Below are 16,829 nucleotides of genomic sequence, written 5' to 3' on the forward strand. Positions count from 1 at the left end.
CTATACTCTTGAACAATTTTGACATTGTAATTAGGTGACTTGTGGAACGTTGGTTCGAATTTATGGGGAATCATCCCTTCTTATTTGGGACGCTGGCTGTATTGGTAGTGTTGTTCTTTGTGTTAGAAGGTCAACGCAATGGTCGCAAAATTTCCCCACAATCTTTGGGTATTTTAGTCAAAGCTAAAAATGCCATGTTGATTGATTTACGTGATGCCAAAGATTTCCGTGAAGGTCATATCAGTGGTAGCCGCAATATTCCCTATAGCCAAATTACCAAGCATGTTGAAGAGTTAAAAACCTCAGATCGCCCATTGGTCTTTATCTGTAACTTGGGTCAGGTTGCAGGCAGTGCTTTACAACAGGTCGCACATACCGATGCCTATCGTTTAGATGGCGGTATTAGCAACTGGAAAGCACAAGGTTTACCTTTAGTAAAAAGCAAATAGTTTTACCCAATATTTTTCGCAAGGAGAACAATCATGGCTGAAGTCACTATTTATTCAACGACTGTATGTCCATACTGCATTCGTGCAAAACAACTCCTTGAGCGTAAAGGCGTTGCCTATAAAGAAATTAATTTGTCGAATGAAGCGCCTGAAGTACGTGTTGAATTAATGCAACGCACCAATCATCGTACCGTTCCACAAATTTTCATCAATGACCAGTTTATTGGCGGCTTTGACCAATTATATGCGTTAGATCGCGAAGGCAAGCTCGATCAATTATTGGCATAAACATAACACGATAACCAACTCTTAAGGATTTAACATGAGTGAAGAACAACAAGCTCAACCACAATTGGCATTAGAGCGTATTTATACCAAAGACATTTCTTTTGAAGTTCCTGGGGCACAAGTATTTACCAAAGAATGGCAGCCTGAATTGAACATCAACCTGTCATCTTCTGCAGAAAAAATTGATCCAACCCACTTTGAAGTAGCATTAAAAGTTGTGGTTCAAGCCAACAACGCGGGCGATACTGCATTTATTGTTGATGTTACCCAAGCTGGTATTTTCCTGATTGATGGCGTTGAAGAAGAGCGTTTACCGTACATTCTTGGCGCATACTGCCCGAACATTTTGTTCCCATTCTTGCGTGAAGCAGTGAATGATATGGTTACCAAAGGCAGCTTCCCACAATTATTGTTAACGCCAATCAACTTCGATGCCGAGTTTGAAGCCAATATGCAACGTGCTCAAGCCGCTGCAGCTGAAGGTCAAGCTTAATTCGCGATTGGATATAAAAAAACCGCTGAAATTTCAGCGGTTTTTTATGTCATCCGTTTGCTGATGGACGATCAAAATTAAAAATCATCATCCTGAGATGGATCTCGATACAAGGCATCATGAATCGCTTCGACCAATTGCTGCGCAATTTCCTGTTTCGAGGCTTTTTCCAAATCGCGTTTTTCCATACGGTAGCTTTCGGCAAAAAATACCGTCATGGCATTTTCATCGGAAGCAAAACCAATATCGGCACGGGAAACGTCATTGCAGGCAATCATATCTAGCTTTTTCGCCACCAACTTGCCTGCTGCATACTCTTCTACATTGCGGGTTTCTGCAGCAAAGCCAACCATAAACGGACGTTTTTCCTGTTGTGCAATGGTCGCAACAATATCAGGGTTTTTGACCAACGCCACATTCAGCTCATCGCCTAATTTTTTAATTTTGTGTTCCGCTATTTCTGCCACGCGGTAATCTGCCACCGCGGCTGTAGCGATGAAAATATCACAGCCTTGTTCAAGCATCTGCAAACTGGTATCTAGCATTTGAATTGCAGAAGACACATTAATTCGCTGTACCCCATTTGGCGTATCTAAACTAACTGGGCCTGCAATAAGCGTGACTTTTGCCCCTGCTGCATAACAGGCTGCAGCCAAAGAAAAACCCATTTTGCCTGTACTATGGTTAGAAATATAACGCACAGGGTCTAAAGCTTCGCGGGTTGGGCCTGCTGTAATGGTGACATTTTTGCCTGCCAACATGCCAAATTTTTCCACCAAAGCACGCTGTGCCTGATGAAAATACTGCGTCACCTGATGCGCCAAATCTTCAGGTTCTGGCATACGCCCTAAACCAACATCTCCACAGGCTTGTTCGCCCGCATCGGGCATAATTACATGCACGCCATCTTCCACCAAAGTGGTTAAGTTACGCTGTGTGGCTTTGGCTGCCCACATTTGCTGATTCATGGCAGGTGTAACCCAAACTGGTGCACTGGTGGCTAAATATAAAGTACTGAGCAAATCATCGGCCAGACCTGCAGCAAATTTGGCTAAGGTGTCGCAACTGGCGGGCGCAACCAAAATTAAATCGGCCCACCGTGCCAATTCAATATGCCCCATGCCTGCTTCGGCTTCGGTATCTAATAATTCGGTATGTACTGGATTGCCTGACAGTGCTTGAAAGGTCAGCGGTGTAATAAAAGCTTGTGCCCCCTTGGTCATGACCACGCGAACACTAAACCCCGCATCCTTTAAACGACGCACTAAAATCGCACTTTTATAGGCCGCAATGCCGCCTGTCACAGCTAAAATAATATTTTTATGAGGGAGGACGCTTAAATCGAAGCTCACAAATAAGCCACCTTTTTGTTGCAGTGGTGCTCACAATAGCATTAAATAATGTCATTCCCAAGAGATCTGTTGGGATTTAAGTTTCAAATTTAGAATAACAAAGTCAAATAACAATGCATTTATCTATTAAACATTGGCCTGAACAAGAACGGCCACGTGAGCGTCTGATTCAAAATGGTGCTGCCAGTTTATCTGATGCCGAACTATTGGCTATTTTTTTGCGCTCAGGCTCACAGCAACATTCTGCGGTGGAGTTGGCACGATTGCTAATTCAGCATTTTGGCAATCTCACTACTTTACTCGATGCACCCATTGCCGAGTTGTGTCAATTTCACGGCATGGGTAACAGTAAATATTCACAGCTCATGGCAGTTAAAGAACTTGGACGGCGCTATGTAGCCGAACATTTAAAACAAGATGCACTTGAGCTTAGCAATTCCAAACGCTTGATGGAGTATCTGCGTTTTGAACTTTTGGGCGAAACCCAAGAAGTGTTTGCGGTGCTTTGCCTTGATGCCTGTTTACGCAAAATCAGCTTTAAAAAATTATTTTATGGTGCATTAAATTCGTGTGAAATTTCCATTAATCAATTGCTACGTTTTGCGATTAGTCAACATGCCACAGCGATTGTGATTGCACACAATCATCCTTTCGGCTTACCACAACCTTCACCTGCAGATTTAGTCCTGACGCAGCAGATTCAGCAAGCCTGTCAGTTGCTAGAGCTGCGTTTGATCGATCACTGTATCATCTCAAGTGAAGGTAATTTTTCCTTTGCCGAACAACAACTGCTTAAATTTGAGCACACTTAAAATTTGCATATTGACAAAGCCTGCACAAGCACAGAAGATCATCAAAAAATTGTGATGATTCTAATAAAATGATAGTCGATCAACCCAGTGTATTTAACTTACTGTTTTCTTGGCGGGGCACGATTTTACCGAAGGTCTTACCGCCTTTGGGCTTGGTGATGTTGATCTCCACCATTATTGGCGGTTTGTCTTATATTGGTTATTTTCATTTTCCAGAATTGCCTTTGGTTGGCTTTACTTTAATTGGGGTGGTGCTGTCGATTTTTTTGGGCTTTAAAAACTCTGCCTGTTATGACCGTTGGTGGGAGGCACGTAAACTTTGGGGCATGCTGATTGCCAACGCGCGCCACTTTGACCGCGACTGCCGTATACTTAGTCAAGCACGACGTGAACGCGTCATTCAGCACGTCATTGTATTTGCCAATGTCTTGCGCGACCGCCTGCGTCATCAAACTGCCAATCCAACCGAGTTAATTCAAACCAGTGGCATGAGTCAGCAAGCAATTACCCAACTGTATCAACAAGCCAATGCGCCGCAATACACGCTCAGTTTGATTCAATGGGAGTTAATGCAAGCACTTAAAGAGGGCGAAATTTCCGATATTATTTACACACAAATGAATCAACACGTCACAGAGCTGAGTTTGGTACTCACGGGTTGTGACCGTATTGCTACCACACCGCTCCCTTTTGCGTATTCAGTCCTACTTAACCGAACAGTGTACTTTTTCTGTTTTATGTTGCCCTTTAGTTTAGGGTCTACACTCGGATTGGCGACTCCGCTTTTGGTCGGTATTTTGGCTTATACTTTTTTAGGTCTGGATGCGCTCAGTTCTGAAATTGAAGAACCTTTTGGCACGCAAAGCAATGACTTACCTTTAGATGCCATGGTAAGAACCATTGAAATTGAATTATTGGGTACGTTGGGTAAACCAACGCCACCACCAATTCAGGCACAGGACAATAATTTGCTTTAGACCCTCTTCCCAACCTTCTCCCAGAGGGAGAAGGAGTTTTTATCCTTTCTAAATTTTAATAATGGATATCACATCTGCTTATATGAGAAGGTTGGGATGAGGGAGTTACTCAACAAAACTCTCCCAAATCCCAATTTGACCATCTTTCACCCGCGGAATATTGCCCAATTTAATCCACGGCATATTTTCACCATGAAAATCGCTGCCAATCGAAACTTTCAGACCATGTTCCGCAATCATCCGATCCACCATCTGCCGGGTTGATGCAGGCTCAATGGCCGGCGGTAACTCCACTGCATCTCCGCCAAACTTGGCAAAGATCTCGATCAGATAACGAATATTGGTCGCAGATAAATCATAACGGGTTGGATGCGCCAACACGGCAAAACCCTGACTGTCATGAATTACCCGAATCGTATCTTCCAAACTCAAGCCATCAAATTTCACATAAGCCTTTTTGCCTTCTTTGATGTATTTATCAAATGCTTGCTGCACACGCGTTACAATGCCTTTTTCTTGTAAGGTTTTGGCAATGTGCGTACGGGTAATCCGATCTGCTACGCCTTCGACTTTAAGAAGTACATCATTATAAATATCTTGTCCAATCAGCGGAGTGAGTAAATCACAAATTTGTTTGGCACGTTCTGCACGAATTTGTTTTTGCTGTTCCAGCAGCGCCTGTAAAGGTGCAGGATTTTGCATGTTTAGCGCCACCACATGCACGCTATAGCTTTTTTTAGTGGCAGGACGTGACCATTGACTGGAAATTTCCACTCCCGAAATAATCTTTAAATCTTGCCCCTGAGCCGCTTGCTCTGCCAAAGCCAGCCCATCCATTGTGTCATGATCAGTCAATGCCAAGGTATGAATGCCCTGCTGAATTGCCGCAGACACCAATTCTCCAGGTGACAAAGTTCCATCAGAAATATTACTGTGTGTATGTAAATCTACGCCGTGCATCACTTATACTATGTCATTTATTTGATCAGATTTAGATACTCTAACATGAAAGCACTTTTAGACTTTGTGCCCCTCATTATTTTCTTTTATTTATACAAAACTGTAGATCCAAAAGACACTAATCATCAATTACTACAACTCATCGGCTCTGCAGGCGGTGTCGATAACAACCATATTTTGGTGGCCACCACAGGTCTGATCATCTCGATGTTAGTGGTGTACGGCGCATTGTTCATCATGCAAAAATTCCGTTTAGATAAACAACAGTGGATTGTGCTGTTTATGACCGTAATTTTTGGTGGCGTTACCTTAATGTTAAGCGATGACTTTTATATTCGCCTGAAAGCTGCCATTTTAAACATTGTATTTGCAGGTGCTTTTTTGCTATCACCATGGTTCAGCAAAGACCGTAAACCACTGATTCAACGCTTATTTGGGCCTGTGTTCAACTTGACCGAAGCTGGCTGGAAAAACCTGAATTATACTTGGGCAGCCATGTTTGCAGTCATGTCTTTCCTACACGTATTTTTTGCATTTTTATTTATGGACGGAAAATATTGGGGCGAATTCACTGCTTTTGGTGACATGATTGTGATGTTTTCCTTTATCATTGTGCAGTTTATTGTATTGCGCAAATACTTTAAAACATCTGAATAATTTCTGATCTGCGATATTCGAGAGTAACTATGCCTTTATTTGTTCTGAGTTGTACTGACCGTGAAGGTACACTGGAAAAACGTCTTGCGACCCGTCCTGCACATCTTGCACGTTTGCAACAGCTAGATGCAGAAGGTCGTTTGATTGTGGCGGGCGCTATGCCTAAAGACCCAAGCAATCCACAAGCAGGTTTTTATGGCAGCACCATGATTGTCGATTTTGACAGTCGTGAAGCACTCGATGCTTGGCTACAAGATGAACCTTTCTTAAAAGAAGGCGTATATAGCCACATTGACGTTAAGCCATTCAATAAAGCATTCCCTCAAGGATAAGCGCTATGCGTTTCGTTGTTGCCAGTGTTGTTGCTGTTCTGCTCAGTTCACCTGTATATGCTGTTGAGCCAGCCACAACCACACCTACTGCACCTGCTCCTGCTGCTGTGACCAACACGGCAGCTGTAGCAACAGCCAATGGGGTTACTCCTGCACAAGATAAGCCCCTGACTGCAGAACAAATTGCCAAAAATAAAGCACTTCAGGAAGCTAAAACCAAAGCCTTGATTAAAGATCAGAGCACACGTTTGCAACAACTTGAACAGGCAAACCTCGATGCTTTGGCACAGAATCAGGAACTGCAACTTAAAAACGATAATTTAGGCGTGCAAGTTCAAGTACTGCAAAGTGAACGCAGTGCGCAAATGTTTTTATACGGTGCTGCAACACTCGCGGTTGGCGTATTGCTCGGCTTCTTAATTGCTAGCTATGTCTATACCAAACGTCGCCGCCAATGGTAAGGTGAGCATTCACCTCTTGATTTAAGGTACTCTGGTTTTGTTTCAGCCTATTCAAACTGCCGAGCTGGATTGGCAACTGGTCGATGGTATTGATGTGCCCATTTCCAAACAATTTGGCGATGTGTATTTCTCTAAAGACAACGGTTTATTAGAAACACGGCATGTGTTTTTACAGGGCAATGACTTACCCATCCGTTTAGCAGCGCTGAATGATTTTGAATATTTTTGTGTAGGCGAAACAGGCTTTGGTACAGGCTTAAATATTTTAGCGCTCTGGCAATTATGGCAACAGGTACGTCCCAATAATCGCAGCCATTTACACGCAATTTCTGTCGAAAAATTTCCACTTTGCAAAGCCGATCTTATACGTGCCTTAGCGGCTTGGCCCGAACTCAGTCATCTGTCTGAACAGCTGATTCAGCAATACCCTGCCGCTATTGCAGGCTGTCATCGTTTAAACTTTCCAGATGAACGCTTTAGCCTAGATTTATGGCTAGGCGATGCTCAGGAAGTTTTTCCTGTCATTGCTAAAACTGCTCCTGTCAATGCGTGGTTTTTAGATGGCTTTGCCCCTGCCTGTAACCCCGATATGTGGCAGGAAACCGTGCTCAACCCGATTGTAGCACTGTCCGATTATGGCACGACTTTTGCCTCATTTAGTGTGGCAGGCGTACTCAAACGTGGCTTAAAACAACACGGTATTCACATCACCCGCCCACGCGGTTTTGGGCATAAACGGGAAATGCTGAAAGCCATCTGGCAAGCGCCTGAAATAGAGCCAATATCCGTTCAGAACGAAACTCAAATTACAACAAATACCACAACAAGCAACCAACAGCGCCATATTGCGATAATCGGCGCAGGAATTGCGGGTTTAAGCTGTGCGTGGGCATTTTCCCAACGAGGGCATCAAGTCACGCTCTATGACCAAACAGCGCCACTTGCAGGCGGTTCTGGCAATCCTTTGGCACTCTTAAACCCAAAACTTTGCCCAATTCATCAAAGTGCTGATCATTTAATGACTTTGGCATGGCAACATGCTTTAAATCACTATGCCGCATTCAAAGCATTTCGTCCGTTGCAGATTCATCAACTGGCACTTAAACATGCCGATGAATTGCTGGATTTAGCCACACAATACCCAAAAGGTATTTTAGCAGCACAGAGTGCAACCGAACTTACGCCACAAAGCGACTTTGCCAGTTTAAGCTTATTGCAAGCAGGAGCAGTTTCTCCACATCAACTGCGTGATGAAATTCTTGCGCATCCGCACATTCAGTTTCAGCAAGCTCAAATTAAACAAATCACCACGACAGCACAGCAACTGATCTTACACAGCCTAGATACTGAACTTGGAGTGTTTGATCATGTCATCGTCTGTGCAGCGCTGCAAAGCGGTGCTTTTTTTGAGCATTACCCTGTGCTTAAACCCATTCGTGGGCAAGTTAGCTGGGTAAACAATACAGATCAGGCTTTGCCATTATCACAAGCCTATAGCTATGGCGGCTATTGCATGCAGCTCAATGCCGATCAACTGATTTTAGGTGCATCGTTTTATCCAAATCGGGAAGATTGTGACGTCTTGGCAGAAGACCATGTGCATAACTACGAACTTATCCACAGTGTCTTTCCTGCGTATGCCGAAAACTTAGCACCCGTAGATACTTGGCAAGGTCGCGCTTCGCTACGCGCCCAAAGTCAGGATTATTTTCCCCTACTTGGCAAAATGCGTGATGATCAGGAAATTTACAGCTTTGCAGGACTCGGTTCTAAAGGCTTTTTATTTGCCCCGTTGTGCAGTGAAATACTGGCGGCACAAGTTTTAGCAGAAGCCTGCGCTGTACCTAAAAACTTAGTACAAAAACTGGCAGCTACACGTTTTCAGAAAAAGGTGAAAACCAAGAAGCCTTATTTTAAAGCTCCTCCACCTTCAAGCTAACGCTCGCTTAGAGAAAATAGAAATAAAACGATACCCAACAAAAAAGCGCCTTACGGCGCTTTCTTCATATTGATGATACTTAGTGACCTTGTTCCAAAGGCATGCCTGCGTCGCGCGCAGCACGTGTACCACCCATTAAAACCACATATTCACGTGAGCTGTCCAAACCTTCTAGTTTTTCCGCTGCACGTGGGGCTTTACTTCCGCCACCACATAAAATGTAAATGGGTTGATCCGCCGACACCTGAGTAAGACTCTCTGCTGATAGATCGTTAATTGGCTGATTCACAGCACCTTTAACATGAGCTTCTGCATAAGCACTTGCATCACGTACATCCCAGATAATCGCGTCAGCTGGGAACTCAAATGTTGTAATTTCTTGTTTACGGATCATTGCGCACTCCTTTGATGTAAAACAACACTTGGCAAATGAAGAAAACATCCCTAGCATCTCAGATATTGTTTCCATTTGCAAAGGTCTTCATTATGCCTTCTTTCGATATTGTTTCTGAATTAGAACTTTTTGAAGTGAATCATGCGGTTCAAAACACACAAAAAGAAATCGGTACTCGTTTCGATTTTCGTGGTCAGGATGTTTCTATCGACCTCAATGAAAAAAACAAAGAGATTAAAATCTCCACTGAAAGTGATTTCCAATGTGAGCAAGTGTATACCATGCTCGAAAATCACTTCTATAAGCGTAAAGTCGACATTCAGGCGCTTGACCCACAAAAAATGACCGCATCAGGTAAAAATGTGATTCAAGTGATCAAACTTAAAGATGGTCTTGACTCAGATACCGCAAAAAAAATTAACAAAGCCATTAAAGACAGTGGCATTAAAGTGCAATCTTCTATTCAGGGTGACAAAATTCGTGTGACCGACAAGAAACGCGACACATTGCAACAAGTAATGGCGTTCTTGAAAGAGCAACAATTTGGTCTGCCACTGCAATTTAACAACTTTAAAGATTAATTTGGGGATGTCATGACACCAACCAATCGCTTAAACAAACTGGTCAAAGCAACATCAAAATTGCCGAAAGGCATTCAAAGCCGCCTTTTGAGTCAAGCCTTTGGTCGTGTCGTGCCGATGGTGGGCACTGCGAAAATTCGCTATCAAGAAGTAACCCCATCGCAAGTGGTGGTCAGTCTTGCCAATCATAAAGCCATGCAAAACCATATTGGACAGGTACATGCCTGTGCTATGGCGCTGTTGGCTGAAACTGCCACAGGTTTTGTAACTGCCATGAATGTGCCTGATAGTGCCATTGTGCTGATTAAAAGCCTGAAAGTGGACTTTAAACGTCCAACTCAAGGTGCAATGACAGCCATTGCCACACTCAGCCCAGAACAGCAACAACTCATGCACAGCACCGACAAAGGTGAAACACTGGTCAATGTCAGTGTGATTGATGAATCAGGCGAAGCTCCGATTCAGTGTGAAATGTTGTGGGCATGGGTGTCAAAAGCACATTTAAAGCAGAAACAAGCCTAACGCCTGTTTCCTCTCCAAGAAAAAATCCCAGCTACTGTGCTGGGATTTTTTTCATTACGATGTTTGACTAGCTTGATACTTATGATGCTTGACTAGCCTGAGCTTCTAAAAACTTCTGTTTGGCTTCTTCAGGAATCTGACGTTTTGAGCCTTTGACATCAACCGCAACAAAGGTAAATACCCCTTCGGTAACACGCACAGCTTCACGTGAATCGTCATGGCTATCCCACACTTCAATTTGCATTTGAATAGAGGTATTGCCCACTTTTAGAATTTTGGTGTAGCAACTGATCACATCGCCCACTTTTACAGGCACCAAAAAAGTCATTTGGTTAATGGAAATCGTGGCACAACGTCCTTTACTAAAACGCTCGGCATGAATCGCACCAGCCAAATCCATCTGTGAAACGATCCAGCCTCCAAAGACATCTCCACTCCAGTTGGTATCTGCTGGCATGGCAATTGTTTGTAGGGAAAGCACTCCCTCTGGTTTTGCATGAGAATCTGACACGTTCACTCCGGACATTTGCATTAAATTAGCACGAACAGTGCATTAAGACTGGGCGTTGAGTTGCTGATCCAACCACTGTTGTAATTCAGTCGCTCGTAGCGCGCCGCTTATTCTAGCAATTTCATTGCTTTTATTCATCAATACCAGTGTTGGAATACTGCGCACATGGAATGCACTGCTTAAGCGTGGATTGGCCTCGGTATCAATTTTGGCAAACACCACCTGCGGATTTTGCTTGGCAACTGTTGCAAAATGTGGTGCCATCATCTTGCAAGGACCACACCAGTCCGCCCAAAGATCAATCAGAATAGGTAAGTCACTATTTTGAATAAAATTACTGAAATTTTGCTCATTCAATTCAATGGGTGCAAGCGGAATCAGCGCTTGATGACACTGCCCACATGCAGGATTGGCAGATAATTTATCTTCAGGTACACGGTTTTTTGCACCGCATTCAGGGCATACAATAATCATTTACTGAACTCCAAACAGTTGCTGTAAAAACTCTAATTGGGTCTGAATGACTTTTTTAAACCATTCACCATGATAAATATCAAAATGTTGCATATCCCACTCTTCATATTGCACATAAGGCGCAATATTGGTGGCCGTTTCACGACTCGATTCAATTGGAATCAGACTGTCACGCTGTGCGGCAATAAATAACACAGGAATGTTGATATGCCGCACTTCTTGAATGGGACGATAACGAATCAAATTAAAAAATACCCGAGCAGGAATTTCTCCACTCCAGTAATGGTCGGGGTTCACAATTGACATATAACCTGCATAACTGTCTGCAGTCGGTAAAAAACATAGTTCCTTTTGCGCCACCACTGCAAGCGTTTTGGGCGACATCCCTACCTTTGCTCCCATATAGTCCTGACTGGAGATTTTTAGGGCTTTCGGAAGTTGCTGCAAAGGATATAACTTGGCACTTTCCGCACCATCTACAAAAGGCACTTGTACCATGACCGCGGCAATATTGTGTAAGCGTGAGGCCAAACTCAGCACATATCCGCCACTCAGTGAAGTTCCCCACAGAATCATACGTTTGGCATCAATCGACTTACGTTCCGCAATATGTGAAATCATGCTGCGCCAGTCATCTAACTGCGCCTCTATGGATACCAACTCACGTGGACGCCCTGTACTTCCGCCCCAATAACGATAATCAAATAGCACCACGGCATAGCCTGCCTGAGCAAAGTGTTGTGCATATTGCACCAATTTAAAATGCCGCAAGGCCGCCAGACCATGCGCCATCAGAATTACCGCGGGTTTTTCTATAGATTTAGGGCGATAAAAGTCTGCAGCAATCACCTCGTGATCACTTTTGACATATAAAGGCTCGACCGTATAGGAATGCATAAGCGCTCCATTGCGTTATTTTATCGTTATCGTCGTTATAAATATTTCAGAACATTCTGCTCTTGAATCTGCTTAATGCTATCATAAAGCATATTGTCATGAATAAAATGATGGAGTATTCCCATGTCTGAACAAGTCGGTTTTGCGGGTCAAATTGGTCCTGAACATGTGAGCCAAGTTGTAGAGAAAGGCTTTAAGTCAATTATTAATAACCGCCCAGATATGGAAGGTGGTGCTGAGCAACCAACCAGTGCGCAAATTGAAGAAGCTGCACGTGCAGCAGGCTTAGATTATGTCTATCAACCTGTGGTGTCTGGTCAAATTACTGAAGTCGATGTGCGTACTTTTGCCAATCACTATAACGAATTGCCAAAACCTGTGTTGATGTTCTGCCGTACGGGTAACCGCTCAAACAACTTATTCCAGTTGGCAAAACAAATGGATTTGTTGGATGACTAAACCCATCCTCAAATATGTATTTTGCTGTATTCTGATCTGTAGCAGTATCCCGCTGAGTCACGCTCAAAACGATGCTAAGGCTTAAATAGCAAAGTCAGTGTTGCAGGTCAGATGAATGCTGCAAAATTTTCACAATTAATGCGGCAAGGTTTTAAATCTGTGATTGTGAACCGCCCTGATCAAGAGATGGGCAATGTAGTCAAGGTGAGTGAATTACGCAATATCGCGGAAAAATCTCAGATCAGTGTGATTTATCAACCCGTCAATAGCGGCAAAATTTCTCAAACAGACATTCTTGAATTCGCAAAATATTATAATGACCTTTCAAAACCCATTCTGATGATTTGTCGTAGTGGCGCTCGTTCTAGTGCGGTATTTCATCAGGCAAAATCTCAAGGTTTGTTGCATGAGTAAAATTTTATTGGTGGTGATGTGTGTCTTGGCTCTGAGTGCTTGTAGTTCTATGCAAGTACGCCCGACGGTGGGTGTGAATGTGGGGACTTCTATTTAAATCTCTCAATAAAAAACAGCGCCGAAGCGCTGTTTTTTTTAAATATAATTTCTATTGATAATCTACATAAATCGTGGATACTTTACCATCTGGTGAAGAAACAGAAACTTTCAACGTATCTCCTACCGCACATTCTTTTAGACGATAGCCATAGTAACTTTGATTACTATTTTTGAAAGTGCTTGGTGTCAAAAGATCAAAGACATTTGCGACAGGTGAACTTCCTGTTGCTAACTCTACAGTACAAGATAAATTATTGGCTTTTGTATTATCCTCAGGAGTAACACTTATTGTGGTACCTGTTGGCATAGGCACACTTTGAGCGCTATTTCCATACATATTAAAAGACAATAAACTTCCACTTGCCTTTACATTAGTAAAGGTTGGTGTATTTTCAGCAAATGCAAATAATAATTGCTGACGGATGACCGTATCTAAATTATCGTCACATGTGTCTGCGATATTCGGCTGTCTAATTGTAGATGGAGCACAGGTCGCTTTGTTTCCTAATACCGCACGATTATAAAGAAATTCACCAATACCATAATCTTTGTTATATTGATTATCCTCGTTATCGTCACGGAAAAAGCTACCAATATTACTAAGAAGTCGATCTACGCCTTTAGTATAAAGATTATCGCCATCTAAATCTGTAAAGGTTTTATCACCCTCAACATAAGCCAATACAGTCACACGATTATCTAAAGGACGAGGTTCTTGTGTTGTTAGAGTGACAGAACACTCTCCTTGAACTGTTGAGCAATTAGGTTGAACCTTCCCACCCTCCGAAACAAAGCTAATTACTGTACCATCTGGAACAGGGTTCCGTGTACGATCAACCATTCTCGCTGTAATAGTTGCAGTATCACCATCAATTACATTCTGTAATGAATTTTTAGATACCGATAAACTTAATCCATCTTGAGTTACTCGCCCAATGGATACAGATACATTTTTAGATACAGTCGAAACATTTTTGTCTGAAACTAAAGTTGCTCTTATCTCCACAGGTCCAGGTTTATCTCCAGGATAAAGATTCACAATCACTTTACCATTCGAATCACTTTTTATAGTTTTGTTATTTTGATTACCAAATGATACGAACGATAAATCTTCTGGTGCTTGTACTTTCTCAATCAAAACATCTTGATCTGCTACAGGTACACCATTTGCATACAAAGTAAATTCAATTTGACCAGATGATGCTGAACCACTTTTTCTAATCCCCAAATTAACTTGATTAGATGTATATACTAATGAGTTAGCTTCAAGTGCCTTAATATTGACATCAACTTCAACTTCTGGGATGTTTAAACCTTTTGCTGAAATTTTATGCGTCCCTGTACACAACTTTCCATCTATACCAATTGCTTTGTATGATGTCGTAACATTTCCTTGATTTGATGAAACAACTGTAGCTGGTTCAAATTTACCACAAGTTGCAGTGAACTCAACGTTGACATTATTTTGATTAACTTTCGTCTTTGCATCTTGCGTTTTTAATGTGATATTTGTTGAACCACCAGACTCTAATTGAGTACTAGCTGCCATCAAATCGACTAAAATAATATTGGTTGCTTGAAGTGAGAAATTAAGTGCTTGTGATGACGCTTGGGCACCATCAAAATCTGCAACTGCAGAAATTTGATAGGCACCATTAGTATTTAAATTTTCAGGTTTAACAGAAATACTCGCTTCACCACTAGTATTGGTTAAAACAGCACCATTAGAACTACCTAAAACAACACCACCAGTCACTGTAAATGTAACCAATGCACCACTAATTCCTTTACCTGACTGATCTGTTACTTTGACTTTAGCGATCACACCCTCTGCTGCGATTGCTTGAGTTAAGCTACCATTGCGATCAATCAACTCAATAGAACTAATATTAACAGATTTTACTTCTTCACCTGTACTAGGATTCAGAGCATTACCTGTAGTAGAACCTTTCGTATTATAATAACCATCACTTCCACCGCCACCACAGCTAGCCAATAAAACTGCTAAAGCCACAGCCGAAAACTTCAAACTAATTTCTTTCTTTTTCATTGAGTTAATCCCCAAATCCCTCTAAAACTATGAGTTGATCAAACATATAATTAATATTGTCAGATATGTAACCACAGTTACTGCTTTATGTAAATAAAAGCATGATAAATGTTTTGCTCGTGTTAGCCTGAATTTATTTATTACCTGAAGTAGCTCACAAATGTACGACCTCATTATTATTGGTGCAGGCACCGCAGGCATTAGCGCCTATAAAGAAGCGATTAAATACACCCAAAACCTAATCATCATCAATCACGGTCCATGGGACACCACCTGTGCCCGCGTTGGTTGTATGCCCAGCAAAGTTCTCATCTCTAGTGCCAATCGCATGCACGACATACAACATGCACAAGAAGTTGCACTCACGGTAGATGCAAAAATTGATACATCCCAAATCATGACGCACGTACGCCAATTACGTGATCGTTTTACCCGTGCCACACAAAAAGATGTAGATCGTTGGGAAGCATCTCATAAAGTTTCGGGCTTTGCGACTTTTATAGATGCCCATACAATTCAAGTGAATGGACAGCAATATCAGGCAAAAGCTTTTATTATTGCAGTCGGTTCTACTCCTGCTTATGAGCAAGCATGGAAAGAAAAATTAGGCGAACGCTTAATCACATCAGATCAAATCTTTGAATTAGAGAACTTACCCCAATCTTTGGCCGTCATTGGCAGTGGTGTAATTGCAATCGAATTGGCTCAAGCTATGCAACGCTTAGGGGTAGATACCACTATTTTTGCCCGTAGTCGTAAAGTTGGTTCACTCCGCAGCCCAGAACTACAAACCATTGCACAAAATACACTTAGTCAAGAATTGAATATCAACTTTGAAACCTTGCCAACACAACTACAAAGAACAGAACAAGGCGTGCAAATTGAATATCAAGAAGATGGACAAACACAGAGCTTAACTGCCGATTATGTATTGGTTGCCACGGGTAGACGCAGCTATTTAGATCAGCTTCAACTTGAAAATATTGATACGAGTTTTAACAACATCAAACAGCTCCCAATTAATGCACACACCAAACAACTCGGACGGCATGCTATTTTTATTGTGGGTGATGCACACACTAACACCCCCATTCAACATGAAGGAGCACATGAAGGGCGTGCAGCCGTGCATAATTGTTTAAGCTTTCCAAATATTGAAAATATTAAAACATTAACCCCCATGGGTATTGTGTTTAGCTCACCTGAAATGGCATCTGTAGGACAAAACTATAAACAACTGAAAGATCAAAATATTGCATTTACAACAGGCTTTGTTTCTTATGAAAAACAAGGTCGCGCCTTGGTGCTAGGAAAAAATAAAGGTGCTATTGAAGTTTATATTAATAATAAAAGTCAAAAGTTATTAGGTGCTGAATTATTTGTGGATGCTGCTGAGCACATGGCGCACTTATTGGCTTGGATGATTGATGAAGAACTCACACTTGAGGATATTTTAGATAAACCGTTCTACCATCCAACACTAGAAGAAGGTTTAAGAACAGCATTTAAACATGCACGTCGACAACTACGTGAAGTCTAATCAAATTTGGAAAATATGCTTACTATTTAAAACCCTCCTCAGATGGTTTTATTTTGCCTTCACTTTTTATAGTTTTTAATATTTTCTTTTCTACATAAAAAAACACCCCCAACGCTAGTTGAGGGTGTTTGAATAATGAGCTGGCGATGACTTACTCTCACATGGGTA

20 protein-coding genes and 1 pseudogene are annotated in these 16,829 nt (G+C 42.1%); 14 read left to right on the plus strand and 7 right to left on the minus strand.

Features of this window, described 5'->3' with window-relative positions:
• Nucleotides 1–41: 41 nt before the first annotated feature.
• From FTU58_RS12035 to secB, 3 genes are read left to right on the plus strand one after another with little or no spacing between them, the layout of a single operon-like run.
• A complete protein-coding gene (locus FTU58_RS12035) occupies nt 42–449 on the plus strand; it encodes a rhodanese-like domain-containing protein (RefSeq protein WP_004976250.1) in 408 nt (135 codons plus the stop codon).
• 33 nt (nt 450–482) lie between these two features.
• Entirely contained in the window at nt 483–737 is a 255-nt protein-coding gene (gene grxC, locus FTU58_RS12040) for a glutaredoxin 3 (protein ID WP_004976247.1), read from the plus strand.
• 34 nt (nt 738–771) lie between these two features.
• Nucleotides 772–1,230 (plus strand): protein-export chaperone SecB, encoded by a 459-nt coding sequence (gene secB, locus FTU58_RS12045; protein WP_004976246.1) that lies wholly within the window; start codon nt 772–774, stop codon nt 1,228–1,230.
• Between the two features lie 77 nt (nt 1,231–1,307).
• Here the strand turns inward: secB and coaBC are convergent, their stop codons facing one another.
• Complete coding sequence (coaBC, locus tag FTU58_RS12050) at nt 1,308–2,582, minus strand: bifunctional phosphopantothenoylcysteine decarboxylase/phosphopantothenate--cysteine ligase CoaBC (protein ID WP_180062487.1); 1,275 nt, start codon at nt 2,580–2,582, stop codon at nt 1,308–1,310.
• Between the two features lie 113 nt (nt 2,583–2,695).
• Between coaBC and radC the strand changes: the two genes are divergently transcribed.
• Entirely contained in the window at nt 2,696–3,394 is a 699-nt protein-coding gene (gene radC / locus FTU58_RS12055) for a DNA repair protein RadC (RefSeq protein ID WP_154321040.1), read from the plus strand.
• Between the two features lie 68 nt (nt 3,395–3,462).
• A complete protein-coding gene (locus FTU58_RS12060; protein WP_154321041.1) occupies nt 3,463–4,371 on the plus strand; it encodes a bestrophin family protein in 909 nt (302 codons plus the stop codon).
• Nucleotides 4,372–4,476: 105 nt separating this feature from the next.
• On the opposite strand, the gene FTU58_RS12065 is transcribed toward FTU58_RS12060, so the two are convergent.
• Nucleotides 4,477–5,331, minus strand: a complete 855-nt coding sequence (locus FTU58_RS12065; protein ID WP_180062488.1) for a PHP domain-containing protein — start codon at nt 5,329–5,331, stop codon at nt 4,477–4,479.
• 45 nt (nt 5,332–5,376) lie between these two features.
• On the opposite strand from FTU58_RS12065, the gene FTU58_RS12070 reads away from it, so the two are divergent.
• From FTU58_RS12070 to mnmC, 4 genes are read left to right on the plus strand one after another with little or no spacing between them, the layout of a single operon-like run.
• Nucleotides 5,377–5,988, plus strand: a complete 612-nt coding sequence (locus FTU58_RS12070; protein WP_004976239.1) for a septation protein IspZ — start codon at nt 5,377–5,379, stop codon at nt 5,986–5,988.
• Nucleotides 5,989–6,017: 29 nt separating this feature from the next.
• Complete coding sequence (locus FTU58_RS12075; protein WP_004976238.1) at nt 6,018–6,320, plus strand: YciI family protein; 303 nt, start codon at nt 6,018–6,020, stop codon at nt 6,318–6,320.
• Nucleotides 6,321–6,325: 5 nt separating this feature from the next.
• Nucleotides 6,326–6,781 carry a hypothetical protein gene (locus tag FTU58_RS12080; RefSeq protein WP_004976237.1) on the plus strand — a complete coding sequence of 152 codons (456 nt, stop codon included), beginning with the start codon at nt 6,326–6,328 and terminating at the stop codon, nt 6,779–6,781.
• Between the two features lie 37 nt (nt 6,782–6,818).
• Nucleotides 6,819–8,720: an FAD-dependent 5-carboxymethylaminomethyl-2-thiouridine(34) oxidoreductase MnmC gene (gene mnmC, locus FTU58_RS12085; protein ID WP_180062489.1), complete on the plus strand. Its 1,902-nt coding sequence runs from the start codon at nt 6,819–6,821 to the stop codon at nt 8,718–8,720.
• Nucleotides 8,721–8,799: 79 nt separating this feature from the next.
• Here the strand turns inward: mnmC and FTU58_RS12090 are convergent, their stop codons facing one another.
• A complete protein-coding gene (locus FTU58_RS12090) occupies nt 8,800–9,114 on the minus strand; it encodes a rhodanese-like domain-containing protein (protein ID WP_004976235.1) in 315 nt (104 codons plus the stop codon).
• A gap of 92 nt (nt 9,115–9,206) precedes the next feature.
• On the opposite strand from FTU58_RS12090, the gene FTU58_RS12095 reads away from it, so the two are divergent.
• Entirely contained in the window at nt 9,207–9,695 is a 489-nt protein-coding gene (locus FTU58_RS12095; protein WP_004976234.1) for a YajQ family cyclic di-GMP-binding protein, read from the plus strand.
• 12 nt (nt 9,696–9,707) lie between these two features.
• Nucleotides 9,708–10,217 (plus strand): DUF4442 domain-containing protein, encoded by a 510-nt coding sequence (locus FTU58_RS12100; protein WP_104853054.1) that lies wholly within the window; start codon nt 9,708–9,710, stop codon nt 10,215–10,217.
• A 79-nt stretch (nt 10,218–10,296) separates the two neighbouring features.
• Here FTU58_RS12100 and FTU58_RS12105 read toward each other — a convergent pair whose 3' ends face one another.
• From FTU58_RS12105 to FTU58_RS12115, 3 genes are all read right to left on the minus strand, one after another.
• Nucleotides 10,297–10,674, minus strand: coding sequence for an acyl-CoA thioesterase (locus FTU58_RS12105; RefSeq protein ID WP_228748483.1), 378 nt, complete (start codon nt 10,672–10,674; stop codon nt 10,297–10,299).
• 96 nt (nt 10,675–10,770) lie between these two features.
• On the minus strand, nt 10,771–11,202 hold the full coding sequence (gene trxC, locus FTU58_RS12110) for a thioredoxin TrxC (RefSeq protein WP_104853053.1): 432 nt from the start codon (nt 11,200–11,202) through the stop codon (nt 10,771–10,773).
• Complete coding sequence (locus tag FTU58_RS12115) at nt 11,203–12,099, minus strand: alpha/beta hydrolase (protein ID WP_180062490.1); 897 nt, start codon at nt 12,097–12,099, stop codon at nt 11,203–11,205.
• 123 nt (nt 12,100–12,222) lie between these two features.
• On the opposite strand from FTU58_RS12115, the gene FTU58_RS12120 reads away from it, so the two are divergent.
• Nucleotides 12,223–12,558 carry a TIGR01244 family sulfur transferase gene (locus FTU58_RS12120; RefSeq protein ID WP_096902417.1) on the plus strand — a complete coding sequence of 112 codons (336 nt, stop codon included), beginning with the start codon at nt 12,223–12,225 and terminating at the stop codon, nt 12,556–12,558.
• Nucleotides 12,551–12,972 (plus strand): annotated as a pseudogene (locus FTU58_RS12125) (beta-lactamase hydrolase domain-containing protein). The gene FTU58_RS12120 and the pseudogene FTU58_RS12125 overlap by 8 nt, the downstream one beginning before the upstream one ends.
• A gap of 148 nt (nt 12,973–13,120) precedes the next feature.
• Here FTU58_RS12125 and FTU58_RS12130 read toward each other — a convergent pair.
• Nucleotides 13,121–15,121 carry a hypothetical protein gene (locus FTU58_RS12130; RefSeq protein ID WP_180062491.1) on the minus strand — a complete coding sequence of 667 codons (2,001 nt, stop codon included), beginning with the start codon at nt 15,119–15,121 and terminating at the stop codon, nt 13,121–13,123.
• A gap of 160 nt (nt 15,122–15,281) precedes the next feature.
• Between FTU58_RS12130 and FTU58_RS12135 the strand changes: the two genes are divergently transcribed.
• Complete coding sequence (locus FTU58_RS12135) at nt 15,282–16,661, plus strand: dihydrolipoyl dehydrogenase (protein WP_180062492.1); 1,380 nt, start codon at nt 15,282–15,284, stop codon at nt 16,659–16,661.
• Nucleotides 16,662–16,829 lie beyond the last annotated feature (168 nt).

The organism is Acinetobacter sp. YH12120 (assembly GCF_013418795.1).
In the GTDB taxonomy this organism is placed as follows: Bacteria; Pseudomonadota; Gammaproteobacteria; order Pseudomonadales; family Moraxellaceae; genus Acinetobacter; species Acinetobacter towneri.